The organism is Pseudomonas promysalinigenes (assembly GCF_014269025.2).
In the GTDB taxonomy this organism is placed as follows: domain Bacteria; phylum Pseudomonadota; class Gammaproteobacteria; order Pseudomonadales; family Pseudomonadaceae; genus Aquipseudomonas; species Aquipseudomonas promysalinigenes.
This window is the reverse complement of the sequence record NZ_CP077094.1, coordinates 3,047,827-3,066,148: the sequence shown is the minus strand read 5'-3', so window position 1 is coordinate 3,066,148 and position 18,322 is coordinate 3,047,827. Positions and strand designations below refer to the sequence as shown.

The 18,322-nt window shown below is 58.0% G+C and carries 21 protein-coding genes, 2 tRNA genes and 1 pseudogene; 15 read left to right on the top strand and 9 right to left on the bottom strand.

The annotated features are described in order from the left end of the window. Nucleotides 1-5 precede the first annotated feature (5 nt). On the bottom strand, nucleotides 6-308 hold the full coding sequence (locus HU725_RS14040) for a DUF1883 domain-containing protein (protein WP_060479928.1): 303 nt from the start codon (nucleotides 306-308) through the stop codon (nucleotides 6-8). A 159-nt stretch (nucleotides 309-467) separates the two neighbouring features. Here HU725_RS14040 and HU725_RS14035 point away from each other — a divergent pair, with 159 nt between their 5' ends. From HU725_RS14035 to HU725_RS14000, 8 genes are all read left to right on the top strand, one after another. Then, nucleotides 468-827 carry a hypothetical protein gene (locus HU725_RS14035; RefSeq protein WP_060479905.1) on the top strand — a complete coding sequence of 120 codons (360 nt, stop codon included), beginning with the start codon at nucleotides 468-470 and terminating at the stop codon, nucleotides 825-827. Between the two features lie 145 nt (nucleotides 828-972). Continuing rightward, nucleotides 973-1,623 (top strand): c-type cytochrome, encoded by a 651-nt coding sequence (locus HU725_RS14030; RefSeq protein ID WP_186478061.1) that lies wholly within the window; start codon nucleotides 973-975, stop codon nucleotides 1,621-1,623. Beyond that, nucleotides 1,620-2,540 carry a c-type cytochrome gene (locus tag HU725_RS14025; RefSeq protein WP_060479903.1) on the top strand — a complete coding sequence of 307 codons (921 nt, stop codon included), beginning with the start codon at nucleotides 1,620-1,622 and terminating at the stop codon, nucleotides 2,538-2,540. The genes HU725_RS14030 and HU725_RS14025 overlap by 4 nt, the downstream gene beginning before the upstream one ends. A 196-nt stretch (nucleotides 2,541-2,736) precedes the next feature. Further along, entirely contained in the window at nucleotides 2,737-3,576 is an 840-nt protein-coding gene (gene galU / locus HU725_RS14020) for a UTP--glucose-1-phosphate uridylyltransferase GalU (RefSeq protein WP_060479902.1), read from the top strand. A 98-nt stretch (nucleotides 3,577-3,674) separates the two neighbouring features. Continuing rightward, complete coding sequence (gorA, locus tag HU725_RS14015; RefSeq protein WP_186478062.1) at nucleotides 3,675-5,030, top strand: glutathione-disulfide reductase; 1,356 nt, start codon at nucleotides 3,675-3,677, stop codon at nucleotides 5,028-5,030. 207 nt (nucleotides 5,031-5,237) lie between these two features. Next, complete coding sequence (gene ahpC / locus HU725_RS14010) at nucleotides 5,238-5,801, top strand: alkyl hydroperoxide reductase subunit C (protein WP_060479900.1); 564 nt, start codon at nucleotides 5,238-5,240, stop codon at nucleotides 5,799-5,801. A gap of 125 nt (nucleotides 5,802-5,926) precedes the next feature. Further along, nucleotides 5,927-7,489 (top strand): alkyl hydroperoxide reductase subunit F, encoded by a 1,563-nt coding sequence (gene ahpF, locus HU725_RS14005; protein WP_186478063.1) that lies wholly within the window; start codon nucleotides 5,927-5,929, stop codon nucleotides 7,487-7,489. 66 nt (nucleotides 7,490-7,555) lie between these two features. Further along, nucleotides 7,556-7,744, top strand: a complete 189-nt coding sequence (locus tag HU725_RS14000; RefSeq protein ID WP_186478064.1) for a hypothetical protein — start codon at nucleotides 7,556-7,558, stop codon at nucleotides 7,742-7,744. Between the two features lie 5 nt (nucleotides 7,745-7,749). Here HU725_RS14000 and HU725_RS13995 read toward each other — a convergent pair whose 3' ends face one another. From HU725_RS13995 to nhaR, 3 genes are all read right to left on the bottom strand, one after another. After that, complete coding sequence (locus HU725_RS13995) at nucleotides 7,750-8,397, bottom strand: YceH family protein (protein ID WP_060479899.1); 648 nt, start codon at nucleotides 8,395-8,397, stop codon at nucleotides 7,750-7,752. An 89-nt stretch (nucleotides 8,398-8,486) separates the two neighbouring features. After that, nucleotides 8,487-9,698 (bottom strand): serine/threonine transporter SstT, encoded by a 1,212-nt coding sequence (sstT, locus tag HU725_RS13990; RefSeq protein ID WP_186478065.1) that lies wholly within the window; start codon nucleotides 9,696-9,698, stop codon nucleotides 8,487-8,489. Nucleotides 9,699-9,772: 74 nt separating this feature from the next. Then, a complete protein-coding gene (nhaR, locus tag HU725_RS13985; RefSeq protein WP_186478066.1) occupies nucleotides 9,773-10,666 on the bottom strand; it encodes a transcriptional activator NhaR in 894 nt (297 codons plus the stop codon). 129 nt (nucleotides 10,667-10,795) lie between these two features. Between nhaR and HU725_RS13980 the strand changes: the two genes are divergently transcribed. After that, entirely contained in the window at nucleotides 10,796-11,035 is a 240-nt protein-coding gene (locus HU725_RS13980; protein ID WP_060479896.1) for a hypothetical protein, read from the top strand. A 27-nt stretch (nucleotides 11,036-11,062) separates the two neighbouring features. Beyond that, nucleotides 11,063-11,809: a TerC family protein gene (locus HU725_RS13975; protein ID WP_186478067.1), complete on the top strand. Its 747-nt coding sequence runs from the start codon at nucleotides 11,063-11,065 to the stop codon at nucleotides 11,807-11,809. A gap of 56 nt (nucleotides 11,810-11,865) precedes the next feature. On the opposite strand, the gene HU725_RS13970 is transcribed toward HU725_RS13975, so the two are convergent. Beyond that, on the bottom strand, nucleotides 11,866-12,045 hold the full coding sequence (locus HU725_RS13970; RefSeq protein WP_060480487.1) for a hypothetical protein: 180 nt from the start codon (nucleotides 12,043-12,045) through the stop codon (nucleotides 11,866-11,868). Nucleotides 12,046-12,201: 156 nt separating this feature from the next. Here HU725_RS13970 and HU725_RS13965 point away from each other — a divergent pair, with 156 nt between their 5' ends. Continuing rightward, entirely contained in the window at nucleotides 12,202-12,945 is a 744-nt protein-coding gene (locus HU725_RS13965; RefSeq protein WP_186478068.1) for a peptidase C39 family protein, read from the top strand. Between the two features lie 57 nt (nucleotides 12,946-13,002). On the opposite strand, the gene HU725_RS13960 is transcribed toward HU725_RS13965, so the two are convergent. Beyond that, nucleotides 13,003-14,286, bottom strand: coding sequence for an NAD(P)/FAD-dependent oxidoreductase (locus HU725_RS13960; RefSeq protein ID WP_060480485.1), 1,284 nt, complete (start codon nucleotides 14,284-14,286; stop codon nucleotides 13,003-13,005). Between the two features lie 201 nt (nucleotides 14,287-14,487). Here HU725_RS13960 and HU725_RS13955 point away from each other — a divergent pair. From HU725_RS13955 to HU725_RS13940, 4 genes are all read left to right on the top strand, one after another. Next, a tRNA-Val gene (locus HU725_RS13955) sits at nucleotides 14,488-14,564 on the top strand. Between the two features lie 179 nt (nucleotides 14,565-14,743). Beyond that, nucleotides 14,744-14,820 (top strand) — tRNA-Val (locus HU725_RS13950). A gap of 158 nt (nucleotides 14,821-14,978) precedes the next feature. Continuing rightward, complete coding sequence (locus HU725_RS13945) at nucleotides 14,979-15,551, top strand: SPOR domain-containing protein (RefSeq protein WP_186478069.1); 573 nt, start codon at nucleotides 14,979-14,981, stop codon at nucleotides 15,549-15,551. 62 nt (nucleotides 15,552-15,613) lie between these two features. After that, nucleotides 15,614-16,039, top strand: a complete 426-nt coding sequence (locus HU725_RS13940) for a GTP pyrophosphokinase (RefSeq protein WP_186478070.1) — start codon at nucleotides 15,614-15,616, stop codon at nucleotides 16,037-16,039. Nucleotides 16,040-16,042: 3 nt separating this feature from the next. On the opposite strand, the gene HU725_RS13935 is transcribed toward HU725_RS13940, so the two are convergent. The 3 genes and pseudogenes from HU725_RS13935 to HU725_RS13925 form a co-directional block, all read right to left on the bottom strand. After that, nucleotides 16,043-16,285 (bottom strand): DUF1654 domain-containing protein, encoded by a 243-nt coding sequence (locus HU725_RS13935; RefSeq protein WP_060480482.1) that lies wholly within the window; start codon nucleotides 16,283-16,285, stop codon nucleotides 16,043-16,045. 142 nt (nucleotides 16,286-16,427) lie between these two features. Continuing rightward, nucleotides 16,428-17,228 (bottom strand): annotated as a pseudogene (locus tag HU725_RS13930) (asparaginase domain-containing protein); the annotation flags it as partial. A gap of 710 nt (nucleotides 17,229-17,938) precedes the next feature. Further along, on the bottom strand, nucleotides 17,939-18,229 hold the full coding sequence (locus HU725_RS13925) for a helix-turn-helix domain-containing protein (RefSeq protein ID WP_189658061.1): 291 nt from the start codon (nucleotides 18,227-18,229) through the stop codon (nucleotides 17,939-17,941). Between the last annotated feature and the right edge of the window lie 93 nt (nucleotides 18,230-18,322).

Here is an 18,322-nt window from a genome sequence, read left to right as displayed (position 1 = left end):
GTGCCTTATCCGAGTTTCGATGACGAGCGGCGGATGATCTTGATCTTGTGAGTCAGGTTCGGTTTGCGCGTGACCGAGATCGGCCGGCTTGTCACGGTATCGATGGTGATATTCCAGAAACCTGTGCTGGGTACAGTGATCTTGGCGGGAAAGCGCTCGAAATGACCACCGTGGTAGGTGTGCCGGCCGCCGTTCTTGAAGCTGCGGAAATTGGCGTCGTTCATCAGGCGAATGTTGCAGCGCTGGGAGCACTCGATGACGACGATATCGTCCTCGTTGAGATGCTCGCGCTGGTGTACGAATTTCATTGGGTGCTCCGCAAAAATGGGTTCTGCAAAGGCAAACGATAACACGATGTCGGTTGCCACGGCGGCGCCTGGTGGTGTCTGGCAGATAAAACGGCCAAAGCGGGGAGCAAAACTGCCTGGCTGTTGTCGTACGCACTCTTGTTAGTCGAGGTGCGGCAAATGAAGTGGATGGTGGCAGCAGTACTGCTGACCTTGGGAGGTTGTGCCAGCGTTTCTGAACTCGAGCAGTCTCACGAAACCCTGGATGTCATGTCGGGCAAGGCACCCCAGGAGTATGCCGACTGTGTGAAAGAGCATTTGGCAAACAGCCGTGATCCCCTGGTCGAGGAACCCAAGGGTGACGGCGTGCGCCTGATTGTCCCGCAGAAGTTCACTCCAGGCAGTGGCCCTGCGGCCTTACTGGACATCAGCAAGCGCGCCAATGGCAGCAGCATCAAGCTGCATGAGCGTCTGAGCAACTTCCCGCTGCGCTCTGGCGATGTGCGCAAGGCAGCTACCGAATGCATCTCAGGTAGTTGATCTAGCGCAACGGGTGCGCGGTTAGCAGGCATATTGCCAGCCCTTTGTCGGCTTGGGCGTTGTTGCGGATAACCTGGCAGGGCTAGTATCCATTTTCTTATGTTTTTTAAGCCTAAGCTTATAACAAAAGAAATGGAGATTCGTGATGACACCGTTAAGGCACGTCCTGATCGGCAGCCTGCTGATCCTGGCCTGGCCGGCGGCGCATGCCGCCGATGGCCAGAAAGTCTTTACCCAAGGCGGGGCCAATCCCCTCGCCATGGCCTGCCTGGGTTGCCATGGCCCCGACGGTAACGGGGTAGCCGCAGCAGGTTTTCCCCGCCTGGCGGGCCTACCGGCCGCTTACCTGAGCAAACAACTGCGAGACTGGCGCAGCGGCAGCCGCCAACAGCCGGTCATGGCGCCATTGGCCAAGGCCATGAGCGAAGATGAGATCGAAGCGGTCAGCCGCTACCTGGCGGGCCTTCCAGGTCTGCCCGCGCCGGATGGGCGCCGCCAACAGATAGCCAGTAATCCTACCGAGCGCTTGGCCCTCTACGGTGACTGGAGCCGTCAGATCCCAGGCTGCGTTCAGTGCCACGGCCCGGGTGGCAGCGGAGTTGGTGAGCATTTTCCGCCCCTGGCAGGTCAGCCCGCCGCTTACCTCATGGCTCAGCTCAACGCGTGGCGCGATGGCAGCCGCAGCAACGACCCCAATCAGTTGATGGTAGGCGTGGCCAAGGCCATGACTGACGCCGAAGTGAAGGCGGTTGCCGAGTACTTCGCTCAACCCGCCAGCCAGGAGGCCAAGCCATGAGAATGCTCTTGCCAACATTGCTATTGCTGGCCACGGGTACGGCATCAGCCACTCAGGCGCCCATCGCCATGGACGACCAGTCGCAACTGAACGTTCCAGGTAGCCAGGCGACACCTCAATTCGCCCCACCTAGCGAAAACGATATTCCGGACAATGCCTTCGGCAAGATGGTACGCGAAGGGCACGCGCTGTTCGTCGACACCCGCAGACTGATGCCTGAGGCTGTTGGTAACGGCATGAACTGCAGCAATTGCCATCTGGACCAGGGCCGGCTGGCGCATTCGGCACCGTTGTGGGGTGCCTACCCGATGTATCCGGCTTACCGAAAGAAAAATGACAAGGTCAATACCTTCGCCGAACGTATTCAGGGCTGCTTCCAGTTCAGTATGAATGGCAAACCTCCTGCTGCCGATAGCCCGCAGATGACAGCCCTGTCTGTGTATGCCTACTGGCTATCGACCAAGGCGCCGACGGGAGTGGAGATCGCCGGGCGCGGCTACCCTGAGGTGCCGCAACCTAAAGGTGGCTACGACTTTGCGCGCGGCCAGCAGGTGTACCGCGAACAATGCGCCATCTGTCATGGTGACAACGGTGAAGGGCAGAAGGTGGCCGGCGAATACGTGATGCCACCGCTCTGGGGCAAGGACTCGTACAACTGGGGCGCCGGCATGCACCGGATCAATACCGCTGCATCGTTCATTAAACACAACATGCCGCTTGGCAAGGCGGGTAGCCTGAGCGATCAGCAGGCCTGGGACGTGGCTGCCTGGGTCAACCGCCACGAGCGGCCACAGGACCCGCGTCTGGTGGAAGGCTCGGTCGAGAAGACAAGGTTGAAATTCCACGCCAATGACGGTATCAACCTGTATGGCCAGAAGGTCGAGGGGGTGCTGATCGGGCAGGGTAGCGGCAACTGAAGTGCTGCGTCGCCGGCCCCATCAGCCACACCTGAAAGGGCCGGTTGACGAGATGTTCACGATTATTCTGGAACTATCTACACTCAGTTGTCTCGTATATTGGCAGCAGTCGTCACAGGCAGGGCATTGTAAGCTGCATGCCGCCTGATTAGACTGCGCCGAATTCCACAGGCCTCGCCTTTGTTTAAGGATGTTTATGATCAAGAAATGCTTGTTCCCGGCAGCCGGCTACGGCACGCGCTTCCTGCCTGCTACCAAAGCCATGCCCAAGGAAATGCTGCCGGTGGTCAACAAGCCACTGATCCAGTATGGCGTTGAAGAAGCATTGGATGCCGGTCTGAACGAAGTCTCCATTGTCACCGGGCGCGGCAAGCGTGCCCTGGAAGACCATTTCGACATCAGCTATGAGCTGGAAAACCAGATCAAGGGCACCGACAAGGAAAAATACCTGGTCGGTATCCGTCGCCTGCTTGACGAGTGTTCGTTCTCCTACACGCGTCAGACCGAAATGAAAGGCCTGGGCCACGCCATCCTGACCGGCCGCCCGCTGATTGGCGACGAACCGTTCGCGGTAGTGCTGGCTGACGACCTGTGTGTCAACCTCGAAGGTGAAGGCGTGCTGGCCCAGATGGTTGCGCTGTACAAGAAGTACCGCTGCTCCATCGTCGCCATTCAGGAAGTCGACCCGCAGGAAACTAACAAGTACGGCGTCATCGCGGGTGAGGAAATCAAAGACGGTATCTTCCGTGTTGACTCCATGGTCGAGAAGCCGAAGCCTGAAGATGCCCCGTCGAACCTGGCGATCATTGGTCGCTACATCCTGACCCCGGACATCTTCGAAAAGATCGAGCAAACCGAACCTGGTAAGGGTGGCGAGATCCAGATCACCGACGCGCTGATGAAGCAAGCTGCCGAAGGCAATGTGATCGCTTATAAATTCAAAGGCCGCCGCTTCGACTGCGGTGGCGCCGAAGGCTACATCGAGGCGACCAACTTCTGCTTCGAACACTTCTACAAGGCTGGCAAGGCGTACTGATTCGCCCTTGCTGGGACCAGAGCCATCCTTCGGGATGGCTTTTTTGTTTGCGGCGGCCTTAGGCGCTATGCTGAGCGCCAGCCAAGGAGACTGAATACATGGCCTACGATTTTGATCTGTTCGTGATTGGCGCCGGTTCCGGCGGTGTGCGTGCGGCGCGTTTCGCTGCTGGTTTTGGCGCAAAGGTGGCAGTGGCCGAGAGCCGCTATCTGGGTGGCACCTGCGTTAACGTAGGTTGTGTGCCCAAGAAACTGCTGGTGTACGGCGCCCACGTCGCTGATGAGCTGGAGCAGGCAGCTGGCTACGGCTGGACCCTGGAGGAGGGGCACTTCGACTGGGGCACACTGATCGCCAACAAGAACCGCGAGATCGAGCGCCTCAACGGTATCTACCGCAACCTGCTGGTCAACAGCGGTGTCACCCTGCTTCAGGGCCATGCACGCATCACCGGCGCCCATGAAGTGGAGGTCGACGGCCAGCGCTACAGCACCGAGCACATCCTGATTGCCACTGGCGGCTGGCCTCAAGTGCCTGACATACCGGGCAAGGAACTGGCCATCACCTCCAACGAGGCGTTCTACCTCAAGCAATTGCCGCGACGCGTGCTGGTGGTCGGCGGCGGCTATATTGCCGTCGAGTTCGCCGGTATTTTCCAGGGCCTGGGTGCTGACACTACGCTGCTGTACCGCGGTGACCTGTTCTTGCGCGGATTCGATGGCTCGGTACGTACCCACCTCAAAGAAGAGTTGGAAAAGCGCGGTTTGAACCTACAGTTCAATGCTGACATCCAGCGCATCGACAAGCTTGAAGACGGCACGCTCAAAGCCACCCTCAAGGACGGCCGTGAGCTGCATGCCGATTGCGTGTTCTACGCCACCGGCAGGCGCCCCATGCTCGACAACCTGGGCTTGGAAAACACCGGTGTCGAACTGGACGAGCGTGGCTTCATTCGCGTTGACGAACAGTACCAGACCACTGCGCCGTCAATCCTTGCCATTGGCGATGTGATTGGCCGTGTGCAGCTGACGCCGGTAGCCTTGGCCGAAGGTATGGCCGTGGCGAGGCGGCTATTCAAACCTGAGCAATACCGGCCAGTGGATTACCAGAACATACCGACTGCCGTGTTCAGCCAGCCGCCGATCGGCACCGTTGGCCTGAGCGAAGAGCAGGCACTGGAAGCCGGGCACAAGGTACAGATCTTCGAAAGCCGCTTCCGCGCCATGAAGTTGACCTTGACCGACATTCAGGAAAAAACCTTGATGAAGCTCGTGGTCGACGCCGATACCGATAAGGTGTTGGGCTGCCACATGGTCGGGCCGGATGCCGGCGAGATCATCCAGGGCCTGGGCATTGCCCTGAAGGCTGGCGCGACCAAAATGCAGTTCGACGAAACCATTGGCGTACATCCGACGGCTGCGGAAGAGTTCGTCACCATGCGCACGGCAAGCCGCTGATGCTATAAGCCCCATCGGCGGATTGCCGTCGATGGGGCTAGGGTGCAGGTGCGCAATCCTTTGCTCAGCCGATTCCCTTCTATTAATAGTTAGCCGTTATAGCCAAAACCAATCACAAGCATGAGCTTTGCCAATGAGCCTTTATGGGAGTCAGCCGGTAGGATTCTATCCATCAACTGATTCCAACCCCATGAAGGAGTGTCTCTCATGCCAATCATCAACAGCCAAGTCAAACCGTTCAACGCCACTGCCTACCACAAAGGCGAGTTCGTTCAGGTCAGCGAAGCCGATCTGAAAGGCAAGTGGTCTGTGGTGTTCTTCTACCCAGCCGACTTCACCTTCGTTTGCCCCACCGAGCTGGGTGACCTTGCCGACAACTATGCCGAATTCCAGAAGCTGGGCGTGGAAATCTACGGCGTGTCGACTGACACCCACTTCACCCACAAAGCCTGGCACGACACCTCGGACACCATCGGCAAGATTCAGTATCCACTGATCGGTGACCCGACCCACGTGATTTCGCGCAACTTCGACGTGCTGATCGAAGAAGCCGGCTTGGCCGATCGCGGTACTTTCGTGATCAACCCTGAAGGCCAGATCAAAATCGTCGAACTCAACGATGGCGGTGTTGGCCGCGACGCAACTGAACTGCTGCGCAAAGTCAAAGCTGCCCAGTACGTTGCCGCTCACCCAGGTGAAGTATGCCCGGCCAAGTGGAAAGAAGGTGAAGCGACCCTCGCCCCATCCCTGGACCTGGTCGGCAAGATCTAAACCGATGAGCCTGCCGCGGGCGGTGATCAGCCGCCAAAGCTGAAGTACTCACCGCCCCGTAAAAGCGCCCGGGCGAACTCGCCTGGGCGTTTTTGTATCCGAGTTTTGAAAAAGGAATCGCCCGTATGTTGGACGCCACGCTTAAATCGCAACTGAAAACCTACCTGGAGCGGGTCACCCAGCCGATCGAGATCGTTGCCTCCCTCGACGACGGCGCGAAATCCCGCGAACTGCATGACCTGCTGGTGGAAATCGCCAGCCTGTCGAACCTAATCACTCTCAGCGCGGATGGAAGCGATGCGCGTCGCCCTTCGTTCTCGTTGAACCGTCCAGGGGGCGATATCAGCCTGCGCTTTGCCGGCATCCCCATGGGCCATGAGTTCACCTCGCTGGTGCTGGCGCTGCTGCAAGTAGGCGGCCACCCCTCCAAGGCCAGCGCCGAAATCATCGAGCAGATTCAGGCGCTCGAAGGTGAGTTCAACTTTGAAACCTACTTCTCGCTGTCGTGCCAGAATTGCCCGGATGTGGTCCAGGCCCTGAACCTGATGGCGGTGCTCAACCCCAATGTACGCCATGTGGCCATCGATGGTGCGCTGTTCCAGGATGAAGTCGAAGCACGCAAAGTCATGGCGGTGCCAAGCGTCTACCTCAACGGTGAAGTCTTCGGCCAGGGCCGCATGGGCCTTGAAGAGATTCTTGGGAAGATCGACACCCAGGCAGGCAGCCGTCAGGCCGAGAAGATCAACGCCAAGGATGCATTTGACGTGCTGGTGGTCGGTGGCGGGCCTGCCGGGGCTGCTGCGGCTATCTACGCCGCCCGTAAAGGCATCCGCACAGGTGTCGCTGCCGAGCGTTTCGGCGGGCAGGTACTGGACACAATGGCGATCGAGAACTTCATTTCGGTGCAGGAAACCGAAGGGCCCAAGCTTGCCATGGCGCTGGAAGAGCACGTCAAGCAGTATGACGTTGACATCATGAACCTGCAGCGCGGTGAGGCGCTGATACCGGGTGCTGCAGGCGGTCTGCATGAAGTGCGCCTGGCAAGCGGCGCTTCCCTCAAAGCCAAGACTGTGATTCTTGCAACTGGCGCTCGCTGGCGCGAAATGAATGTGCCCGGTGAGCAGCAATACCGTGCCCGTGGCGTGGCTTACTGCCCGCACTGCGACGGCCCGTTGTTCAAAGGCAAACGTGTGGCTGTGATTGGCGGCGGCAACTCCGGCGTGGAAGCGGCCATCGACCTGGCCGGTATCGTCGCCCATGTGACGCTGATCGAATTCGACGGCCAGTTGCGTGCCGACGCGGTATTGCAACGTAAGCTGCACAGCTTGGCGAATGTCGAGGTGATCACTAGCGCGTTGACCACCGAGGTGGTGGGTGACGGCGAAAAGGTCAGCGGCTTGCGTTACAAGGATCGCACCACCGATCAGGTGCATGATTTGGCACTCGAAGGCATCTTCGTGCAAATTGGGCTGCTGCCGAACACCGATTGGCTCAAAGGTACCGTCGAGCTGTCGCCACGTGGCGAGATCATCGTCGACGCCAGGGGCCAGACCAGTGTCCCAGGGGTGTTCGCTGCAGGGGACGTCACCACTGTGCCGTACAAGCAGATCGTCATCGCGGTGGGTGAGGGCGCCAAAGCCTCGCTTGCGGCGTTCGACCACCTGATTCGCACTTCTGCACCCGCTTGAGCCATTGAAAGCAAAGCAAACCTGAAGGTGTCTATGCTTGATCAGGACACCTTCAGGAGCTTTATCATGACTCTGATCAGCCGCGAACCCTGGTGGCTAGTCCCGCCCAAGCCTGGGCAGGTAGAACAGGATCTGCACTGGGGTTACCTCGAGATTTACGCCGACGGGCGTACCGTATTCGTCGATCAACGCCCTAGCGAACAGGAGTTGGCCGAGCGCAAAAGCTGCCGTAACTTTCCAGACCCGGAACAGTAGCAGGCTCAACCCTCCAATTCGGCCAGTCGTGCCTCCAGCGCAGCAATGCGCGCTTCAAGCGCTTCGATACGTTCCTCCGATACACCGGCGCCGCTGCTGCGACCGCTGCCTTCCACTTGTCGTGCGGCCAGAATTGCCTCGATCTCTGCGGGGTCACCCAAGGCATGGGTGTAGCGGTCCTCCCGTTGCCCCGCCTGGCGTGGCAGGTGCAGCGCCAGGTTTCGTGAAATCAGGCGTTCAAGCTGATGCTGGATCTGCTCGGTGTCATCGAAGTCATGCAGACGGCTGCTTCGTGTAAGCAGTTCGTTGAGCGTTTGTGGCCCTCGCAGGAACATCAGCCCCATCAGCACCAGTTGAGCTGGCACCAGCTCCAGCGCCTTGTCCACCCGATGCTCCCAGCGGTCAGCACGGCTGCCCATCTGCAGGCGGGCCATGCCCTGGCCTTCCAGGGCGCGCAGCGCCTGGCCGACCTGGCCCTGGGACAGGTTCATCACCGGTTCCCGGCTGGTCTTCTGGTTGCAGGCCAGGACCAGGGCGTTGAGGGTCAGTGGGTAGCTTTCCGGGCTGGTAGCCTGCTTTTCGATCAGCGCACCGAGAATGCGGACCTCAATGTTACTCAAGCGGCCTTCGCCTGCGGGTTGATGTTCTGACATGGCCCTGTCTCATTGCTGGGGGAAGGCCACTAGCGTAGGTAATGCTGCGGTGCAAGGCAATCAGGGGCCGCTTGAAAGGGCCCCCATGCTCAAGCGCTGCGGCGCTCGTTGGCCAAGCAGGCCGCTGCAGTGAACAATACATCGGTGGAGGAATTGAGCGCCGTTTCGGCCGAATCCTGTAGCACGCCGATGATGAAACCTACGGCCACCACCTGCATGGCGATTTCACTGGGAATGCCGAACAGGCTGCATGCCAGCGGAATCAACAGCAGCGACCCCCCCGCAACGCCTGAAGCACCGCAGGCGCAGATCGCGGCCACCACGCTCAGCAGCACGGCCGTCGGCAAGTCAACCGCAATGCCAAGCGTGTGTACTGCCGCCAAGGTCAGCACGGTGATGGTTATCGCCGCGCCCGCCATATTGATGGTCGCCCCCAGCGGTATGGACACCGAATAGGTATCTTCGTGCAGGCCCAGGCGCTCCGACAGCGCCAGGTTGACGGGTATGTTGGCCGCCGAACTGCGGGTGAAGAATGCAGTGATGCCGCTTTCGCGCAAGCACATCAACGTCAGTGGGTAAGGATTACGGCGGATCTTCCAGAACACGATAAGCGGGTTCATCACCAATGCCACGAAGAGCATGCAGCCGATCAGTACCGCTAGCAGGTGCAGATAGCCAAGCAGGGCGCTCAAGCCTGACTCGGCCAGCGTCGAGCTGACCAGGCCGAAGATGCCAAGGGGAGCGAAGCGAATGACCACGCGTACGATCAGCGTGACGCCGTTGGACAGGTCCTCAACCACGGTTCGGGTATTCTGGCCAGCATGGCGCAGAGCGACTCCAAGGCCGATGGCCCAGGTCAGCACGCCTATGAAATTGGCGTTGAGCAGCGCGTTGATCGGGTTGTCCACCGCACTGAGCAGCAGGTTTTGCAGCACCTCGCCGATGCCCCCCGGTGCACTGAGGTCCGCCCCTGCGGCATTGAGCGCCAATGGCGAAGGGAACAGCATGCTGGCGACCACTGCCACGGCCGCGGCAGCGAAGGTGCCCAGCAGGTAGAGCCAGAGGATGGGGCGGATATGGGTTTCCTGGCCGTGACGGTGGTTGGCGATCGACGCCATCACCAAGATGAACACCAGTACAGGCGCAACGGCCTTCAGCGCGCTGACGAAAAGTTTGCCAAGAAAACCCACGTCAAGGGCTATAGAAGGCGCTAGCAAGGCCAGTGCGATACCGGCCACCAGGCCGATAATGATCTGGGTGACCAGGCTGGTGCGGTCGAGGAAGTGGAAAACAGGCGTCATGTGTAGCAGCGTCTCTAGTCTTGTAAGGGCGCGACTCTAGCATAATCAACCCGGTGCTTTTCGACGGCCCGCCGCTACCAGTGGAATAACTCCCGTCGTGCGCCCTCGGTGATCGCCACGATACCTGGGTGCTTGACCTTGCGTTCCACCGAAATGGCATAAAACGATTCTTGCACTGCCTCGGTCTGGCCAATCAGCTCCACACCATATTGGCGGCACACTTCATCGGCTATCACGCTGGGTGCAACGAACACCCCGCTACCAGACTGCCCAAAGGCCTGCATCAACGCGCTGTCGTCGAATTCACCGATGATCCTAGGTTGGACATGCTGATCCCCGAGCCAGCGCAGCAGGCGGCTGCGTACCACGGTTTCAGGGCCAGGAATCAGCAGCGGGGCATCGTGCAGGCAGGCAGGGAAGGGGCCTGCATGTTGCCTGGCCAAAGCGGGCGTGGCGAAGAAGCTCAGGCCGCATTCGCCCAGCTTCTGACTGTAGCCTTTGATATCCAGGTGGCTGGGCATTGGACTGTCGGAGATCACCAGGTCCAGGCGCTGGATCGCAAGGTCCGCCAGTAGCCGTTCCAGTTTGTCTTCCCGGCAATTGATGCGCAGGACCTCCTCCAAGGCCATGGTCGGTGCCAGCAAGCGGTAGACGATGGATTTGGGCACCACATCCGCCACCCCCACCCTGAACAGAATCTGTTCTTGTGGGCCGGCCCTGAGAATGGCCTCCAGCTCGCCGCCAAGCTGGAACATCTGCTCGGCGTAGACCAGCGCCTGACGACCGGTCTCAGTCAGCTCCAACTGCCGGCCTACGCGCTGGAAAAGATCGAGCCCGTAGGTCTGTTCGAGCAGGGTGATCTGCCCGCTGATGGTTTGTGGCGTCAGGTTCAATTGAGTACTGGCCCGGGCGATGCTGCCGGTCTTGGCCACCACCCAGAAGTAATGCAGCTGGCGATAATTGAGCATGGGGCAAATCTGGATTCGGAAAAAACGAAGTATACACCCCGAAAATACGAATTTTCCTGAGGTTTAAGCGTCTTTAGAATGCCTCTCATCAGGCGCTTGGCGCCGTCGGTATTACGAAGTGAGGACACCATGCTGCATTTCAAATCCATTGGCACTCCCTTGGTACTGGCTCTGGCGCTGGTGGCCCTTGCCGGCTGCGACCAGGCTGAGAAGTCGGCCCAGCAATTGCTTGACCAGGCGGCGCAGTCGGCTAAACAAGCGATAGACGACACCCACAAAGCCGCCCAGCAAACCTTGAGCGATGCCATTGGCAGTGAGGGCCAGAAGCCCGAAAGCGGCAAGCCAAACACCTCTTCCCAAGAAATTTGACCCCAACCGCCGCTGCAGGATTAGAAAATGGAATATCTGCTGGAACTCGCTGCAAGCCCTACCGCCTGGATCGCTTTGGCTACCTTGGTGGCCATGGAAGTCGTCCTGGGCATCGACAACCTGATCTTCATCTCGATCCTCACCAATAAGCTGCCAGTGGAGTACCGCTCCAAAGCACGACGTATCGGTATCAGCATGGCTTTGATCATGCGCTTGGCACTGCTCAGCACAGTAGCCTGGATCGTGCAGTTGACCGACCCTGTGTTCGAAGTATTCGGCAATGCCTTCTCCTGGAAGGACATGATTCTGATCGCTGGCGGCCTGTTCCTGCTGTGGAAAGCCACGAAAGAAATTCACGAGAACGTCGACCCACACGGCGCCAAGGAAGAAGCCAAGGTTTCGTCGACAGTGACCTTGGGCTTCGCTGCGGCTATCTTCCAGATCTTGCTGCTGGACATTGTGTTCTCGGTCGACAGCATCATCACCGCCGTTGGCATGACAGAGCATCTGCCGATCATGATCATTGCCGTGATCACCGCTGTGATCGTGATGATGGTGGCTGCCGATCCGCTGGCCAACTTCATCAATGACAACCCTACCGTGGTCATGCTGGCGCTGGGCTTTTTGATCATGATTGGCATGACGCTGATCGCCGAAGGGTTTGGCGCTCATGTTCCAAAAGGGTACGTGTATGCGGCGATGGCATTCTCGACGGCGATCGAGGTGCTAAATATCCTGGCTCGCCGAGCACGCCTGAAGCGCGGCGCAGCTTAACGTTGATGAAAAAAACGGGGCGCTCGGCGCCCCGTTTGCATACACCTTAAGAAACCTCAGTGCACCCCGGCATGCTGCTGTGCCCTTTGAGTCGGCCGTGCCTTGGCCGGGGCTTGTGGTGGCAGCGGATGATGCTGGGAATGACGCCTTACGATACGTAGAACACCCCATAGCATGGCGGCCGCGACACTCAGCCACATACCCACCAGCATGAGAATAGCCATGGTCAGGCTCATGTGTGCCTCCTTCTCTTGGGCCAACTTGTGGTTTGCCCTCCAGACACTGCTTTAGTCTAGCTGCCTGCCCGTGACGTTCCATTGATCAAAGGTCGATTGCTTAAATCGATTGATTCCAATCGCTCGTCAGACTATTCCCGAGCTGTGTGTAGCCTTATGATCAGTGGCAAAAGCTGGGCGCTGCCCGCCCGGCATCGGAACAAGCGAGTATCCATGGAGCAATATCCCTGCAAGCGTCGATGGGCTGGCCCAGGCCAGCTATTGGCTGCCTGCCTGGTGGTGGCAACTCTGAGCGGCTGCGCCAGTGCCCCCCATGCAAACCTCAAGGGCATGCCACAACGGGTCGAAATCAGCAGCGTGCCGTTCTACCGCGGCAATGCCAACCACAGCGGGGCTATGGCCCTGGCCGCGCTGCTGTCCCAACAGCGCGCGCCGATTACACCAGGCTTGCTGGACAAGCCACTTGATCTTCCAACAGGCGTCGAGGCACTCGGCACCAGCATTCCAAAGGTGGCACGCGAGTACGGCATGGTCGTGTATCCCCTGGATAAACAGCTGGATGCATTGCTGACCCAAGTGGCTGCTGGCAATCCGGTACTGGTGCGTTATCGAGAGGGCTCGGCGTGGTGGGGCGAGCCGCGTTACGCGATCCTGATCGGCTATGACAGTTTCAAGCGGCGCGTGCTGCTGCGTTCTGGTATGCACCGGCGCCAGACGGTGGCTTTCGATGACTTTGCTTCGGCGTGGGCAGAGGAGGGAAGTTGGGCGGTGCTGGTTCAACCGCCTCGCCAGCTGCCAGCGCAAGTCGACCCTCAGCGCTGGCTTCAAGCTGCCGACGAACTGGCGCGAGCCGGCCAGGAGATTGCGGCAAAACAGGCTGTACGCAGCTTGAACAGGTAGTGCCGGGGGCGAAGGCCTGATCGCCGTACAAGCGCAATCAGGCCAAGCCCGTCTACATCAGAAACCCAGACGATCGCGCAGGCTATAGTACCAGGCGCCAATGGCGCTGAACGGTACCCGAAGCATCTGGCCGCCGGGGAATGGATAGTGCGGTAGTTCGGCGAACGCGTCGAAACGCTCGGCCTGACCACGCAGCGCTTCGGCCAGCACTTTGCCCGCCAGGTGGGTGTAGGTCACGCCGTGGCCCGAGCACCCTTGGGAGTAGTAGATGTTGTCGCCGATGCGCCCAACCTGGGGCAGGCGCGACAAGGTCAGCAGGAAGTTGCCGGTCCACGCGTAGTCGATCTTGACGTTTTTCAACTGCGGGAATGCCTTGAGCATCTTCGGGCGAATGATCGCTTCGATGTTGGCTGGATCGCGCGCACCGTACACCACACCACCGCCGAAAATCAGGCGTTTGTCGCTGGTCAGGCGGTAATAATCGAGCAGGTAGTTGCAGTCTTCCACGCAGTAGTCTTGGGGTAGCAAGGTGCGGGCGAGTTCTTCACCCAGTGGCTCGGTGGTGATCACCTGAGTGCCGCACGGCATCGACTTCGCGGCAAGCTCTGGTACCAAGTTGCCCAGGTAGGCGTTGCCAGCGACGATGATGAATTTGGCGCGGACCTTGCCCTGAGGGGTGTGTACCACCGGGTTGGCGCCACGCTCGATGCGCACGGCCGGGGTTTGCTCATAAATGATGCCGCCCAGCGACTCGACCGCGGCCGCTTCGCCCAACGCCAGGTTCAGCGGGTGGATGTGGCCGCCGCTCATGTCCAGCATGCCGCCGACATAGTTGTCGCATGCCACGACCTCACGGATACGCTTTTGGTCCATCAGCTCCAACTGATTGTGGCCGAAGCGTTCCCACAGGCGCTTTTGCGACTCCAAGTGACCCATCTGCTTGCTGGTCAATGCCGCAAATACGCCACCATCTTTGAGGTCGCATTGAATGTTGTACTTGGCCACGCGCTCACGGATGATGCGCCCGCCCTCGAACGCCATGTGGCCCAGCAGTTGTGCCTGCTTGGGGCCAACGGTGCGCTCGATGACGTCGATGTCGCGGCTATAGCTGTTGACGATCTGACCACCGTTGCGGCCCGATGCGCCGAAGCCGACCTTGGCGGCTTCGACAATGCTCACCTTGAAGCCATTTTCCAGCAGGAACAATGCACTGGACAGGCCGGTGTAGCCGGCACCGATGATGCAGATATCGGTTTCCACCTCACCCTGCAGCGCCGGACGTGGCGGCACCGGGTTAGCCGAGGCGGCGTAGTAGGACTGGGGGTAGGGGGTGTTAGCCATGCTGCAGAAACCTCGTGTTTTATATTTTTAACGAATGTACCGATGCTATCAATAATAATAAACACCCGCTAGTCGTCCGTTGAAAATCCTTTACTGGCCTGATGCAGGCTGTTTTCTATAAACAGTTTTAGATTCAGTGAGTTAGCACAAAAAAAAGTGTTGACACGCTTTTGGGATTGCGTAGAATGCGCACCACACGACAGGCACATAGCTCAGTTGGTTAGAGCACCACCTTGACATGGTGGGGGTCGTTGGTTCGAGTCCAATTGTGCCTACCAAACAAAGCCCCGGTATTCGGGCATCGAAAAGGGCGATCCGTATGGGTCGCCCTTTTTGCATTATGATGCATTTAAAATCCCGCGATCAGACCCTTAGAAAAAATCTCAAAGTTTTTGATTTTTTTGAAAAAAACGCTTTACAGGGGTAAGCGGTATCACTAATATGCGCACCACACGACAGGCACATAGCTCAGTTGGTTAGAGCACCACCTTGACATGGTGGGGGTCGTTGGTTCGAGTCCAATTGTGCCTACCAAACAAAGTCCCGCTTCGGGGCATCAAGAAGGGCGATCCGCAAGGGTCGCCCTTTTTGCATTCTCAGTTTCAGCATGAAGCAGCATGTAACCTTTGGTCGCGGGCGCTGCTCTGAGCGCCCATGGTAGAATCCGCGCCTTCGAATCTGGAGGTACACGCGTGCGCAAACTGGCAGTGGTAGTGGCAGTGCTGGCCCTGGCGGGCTGTGAGAACGAGGTCGAAGGTGTTCATCAGCAGGTCGCCGAGCACCTGCACAACCCAAAGACGGCCAAGTTTGGCAACGTGCGGATCGACACCAAGGGCACCATCTGTGGTCAGGTTCGCGGCAAGGACGATGCTGGCCAATACGAGCCTTACCGCAGCTATGTCGCCATCAAAGGTGCCGATGGGCAGTACGAAATCATCGTTGATGACGGCGGCGACAATCTGCGTATCCGCGAATACTGCGGCGGTGCCGACCTGCAACGTCGTGCCGAGGCCCTTGCGGGCCAGCCGGCTCCTGAGGGGTGGGATGTCGAGGTGATCCAAGGAGCCAACATGGGCGCCCTGAGCGACATGACCGCTCGCCTGATCGAAAAGGGCATCCCGTCCTCGGTCGAGTACCGCGACGGCAAGCCCGTGGTGCTGATGGGGCCATTCCCGAGCAAGGCCGAGGCCGACGCACGCAAGGCAGAGGTAATGGCCAAGCTGGGTACCGATTCGATCGTCATCCAGCACGGTGCTCAGCGTTAACTGTAATCTCTAGCCGTCCCCGGCTATGCTTGATTTGGGACAAGCCAAACGGGGAGGGCCTCATGTCTACGCTTGAGCGGGCCATTGCCGTTGCTGCTAGGGCTCATGAAGGGCAGTGTGACAAGGGTGGAGCGGCTTATATCCTCCATCCGCTGCGGGTGATGATGCGGGTCAATACACCCGAGCAGCGTATCGTTGCTGTGCTGCATGATGTGATAGAAGACACGCCGCTCACCCTCGCCGATCTAGCGCGGGAGGGCTTCCCACTGAAAATTCTTGCCGCGTTGCTGGCCTTGAGCCGCAACCAGGGGGAAAGCTACCAGGATTTTGTGGTGCGCTTGGGAAGTGACCCTTTGGCACGTACCGTCAAATTGGCCGATCTTGCCGACAACAGCGACCTCTCTCGTATTGCCACGCCAGGCCCCGCCGACCTGGCGCGGCTGGCCCGTTACCGTGAGGCCAGTGCTTACTTGCAGACGCTGGCCTAGACCTCAATCTTCCTTGGGCACCGTCCAGAAGATCTGCACGCCACCATCATCGCGGTGGGCGAGGGTAACGTTATCGTTCTCGGCGATTTCTTCGAGCAAGGTTTCCCAATCATCGGGCGACTCGTGTTCGTGGCGGAAGATCAGCGCGGCGCGGCTGCGCTGGGCGAGGGGGTTATTGATGATCTTCTGAATGCGCAGGCCCAGTTGCTGGTAACTGCTGGCGGTTGCGGAGTCGGTGTTGGCCACGGGGGCGATTCCTTGTTTTTGCTGTATGTGCGTACAGTATTTGAAGGCAAGGTATTTCGCAACGGACTCTATACAGGATTTTCGTGGCTCAGTTAAAGCAAAGGCCGGTGTGGGCGCCACGCCGGCCTTAACTTGAGTTAAATCAATACTCCCAGAAGATGCGTTGCAGCTCTTTGCTGTCCTGTGTCTTGGTCATGGCCACCATCGCCAGAATCCGCGCCTTCTGCGGGTTCAGGTCATGCGCCACCACCCAGTCATATTTGTCGTCAGGCTGTTCGGCATTGCGCAAGACGAAGCCGCCCTGGTTGACGTGGGAAGAGCGGATGATCTGCACGCCGTTCTTGTGCAGCTCTTGCAGCGCGGGTACTACACGCGACGATACTGAGCCATTACCGGTGCCGGCATGAATGATCGCTTTGGCACCGCTCTGCGCCAGCGCCTTATATGCTGTGTCGCTCACGTTGCCATAGCTGTAGGCAATATCCACCTGCGGCAGGCTGCTGATCTGCTTGATGTCAAACTCCGAATCGGCGGTGTGGCGTTTGGCTGGCAGGCGGAACCAGTAAGACTTGCCTTCCACTACCATACCCATCGGCCCCCAAGCGCTCTTGAATGCTTCGGTCTTGATATTAACCGCCTTGCTTACGTCGCGGCCGGACTGGATTTCGTCGTTCAGGGTCACCAGCACACCCTTGCCCCGTGACTGTTTATCGCTGGCCACCGCTACGGCGTTGTACAAGTTGAGCATGCCGTCGGCAGACATTGCCGTGCCTGGGCGCATGGAGCCGACGACTACAATCGGCTTGTCGGTCTTTTCAACCAAGTTCAGGAAGTAAGCCGTTTCTTCCAAGGTGTCGGTGCCGTGGGTGATGACGATGCCGTCGACGTCTTTGCTGTCGGCAAGCTCGGCAACGCGCTTGCCGAGCTTTAGCAGATCGTCATTTACAGGTTTGTCACGTGCAACGGACCCACCAGCGTCAGTCACCACGGACAGACATTATAAAATTTTTTAATAATCGGCATGGCAGAAGTAACTTGTTAGGTAAAGATGGTTAGGGGCAGCGTTTTTATTTTATGACACGGTGACGTGTTTAAAGTACGCCTGCTTTGCGAATAAGTGTAATGGCTAGGACGGGCTTTGGGTTTAAATATTCCTAGATCTAGATCTAGATCTTGTTTCAAGTTTTTGTTGGTTAGGTATAATATAAAGATAACTATTTCATAGGGGGTTAATTATGGCTGTTTTTAAATTTGAGGCTGAGTGCGTAGAACAGGCATGTGAGTTTTTAACAGTCGTTTCTTACAGCTTTAGAATTTGTAATCTTCAGTTCTCACAAGGTCGAGTTTTTACTGACTTGGAAGGGGAGGTCGAGGTCGATAGCACGCTGTCTGAGCTAATTGGCTTCGCACGCCAGGTCGACGATGGTCATGCGATTGTGGAGTCCTTAAGGCTAAAGAACGTAAGTCCTTGAACAGCTTCTACTGTATGAATTTTGATGAATGAAGAAGCTGAAGTCGATAATGGCTTTTCGATGCGAGTCGCAATCGATAAATTCGTCCTGATTTAAATTGTAAGGTGTTTGCGAGTTTTTGAAGCTGTTGGTTGGGTTGAAGTGTTTATGGTCGGGATGGAAATTTTGATGCTAGTCATAGTCAAAGGGCTGAAGTTTTCTTAAGGCCTTTTAACTCTGCAATAGCTGCCTTCATTAATGCTTCAGTATCTTTGCCTGTATGTTTCGCCTCAACAATTGCCATCAATGTTATTGGGCTGACACGCAGCACATCACACAGATCACGGACCATGTCGACGGTCGGTGTCTGCTTCGCCTTCTCGATATTGCGGACATAGCGCTCGGTGGCGGAGGGTAGAAATGCCTCTTGTGTGAGGCCTCTCATAAGGCGCAGAGAGCGAAATACGCTCCCAAAAGCTTCATTGAAGTCCATACGCAATCGCCCAAAAGCGAGTATTCAACACGTTGCGCTGGCAAAGGAACAGGAACTATAATTCCGGTTGACAGGTTTTTTTGCATTTTCACG